The organism is Oleiphilus sp. HI0125, assembly GCF_001635355.1.
In genome coordinates this window covers 1-912 of record NZ_LWGF01000339.1, presented here as the reverse complement: position 1 = coordinate 912, position 912 = coordinate 1, and the positions used below count along the sequence as shown (strand labels likewise).

Annotated in this window: 1 protein-coding gene and 1 pseudogene; both read left to right on the top strand. The window is 46.7% G+C overall.

From position 1 onward, the window contains the following. Positions 1-408 (top strand): annotated as a pseudogene (locus tag A3762_RS27090) (hypothetical protein); the annotation flags it as partial. Between the two features lie 10 nt (positions 409-418). Continuing rightward, positions 419-912: heme A synthase (locus tag A3762_RS04815; protein WP_197469029.1), on the top strand; the 494-nt coding region annotated here is incomplete at its 3' end.

Here is a 912-nt window from a genome sequence, read left to right as displayed (position 1 = left end):
TATCAACAAAATGCCAAAGGGTTTTATCCCGAAACAGATGGTAAGTGGTTGATCGTACAAACAGGCTCGGGAGAGTGCACTTTGGAGTGTCAGGATCTTGCGCATACCGCAAGACAAGTGAATATATTGATGGCGCGCGAACAAGAGCGTGTGGCACGAGTGTTGTTATCCACCCAAGCAGAGCAAACGCAAGACTTACTCGCGGCAGATTATCCACAGTTGTCAGTGAAGAGTGTTGATGAGTCAGCGCTAATTGAGCTCTATAAACAGGCAGACACAAGCAAAACGTGGAACTTATGGGTGAGTGATCCGCTGGGTAATGTCATTCTTCGCTACGACTCAACTAATAGTGGCTACGATCTCAAAGACGATTTGAAGAAGTTATTGAAACTCTCAAACATTGGTTAATGGGAGAGAGATGATGTACCGCAGAGTCATTAATAGAGTTGCTATTGGCGCGACGTTTTTAGCTAGTGTTGTGGTTATGCTGGGCGCTTGGACTCGTCTGGTTGATGCAGGTCTTGGTTGCCCAGACTGGCCGGGTTGTTATGGTTTTCTTACTGTGCCAGAGACGCCTGAAAAAATTGCGATCGCCGAAATGCGCTTTCCTGATGCGCCAGTAGAGGTCGATAAAGGCTGGCCTGAAATGATTCATCGTTATTTTGCGAGTCTCTTGGGGTTCGTCCTTCTATGTTTGTCTGTGTACGCTATTAGTGTGCGCGCCAAAATTTCAGGAACGGCGAAAGAAGAGGCTTTACCATATGGGCATATTTTTGGTTTGCTAGCGCTCGTCATCTGCCAGGGCATGTTTGGTATGTGGACGGTCACACTAAAGTTATGGCCGCAAGTTGTAAGTGCGCATTTATTAGGAGGGTTTGCGACCCTATCACTGCTCTTTTTATTGGTGTTGAG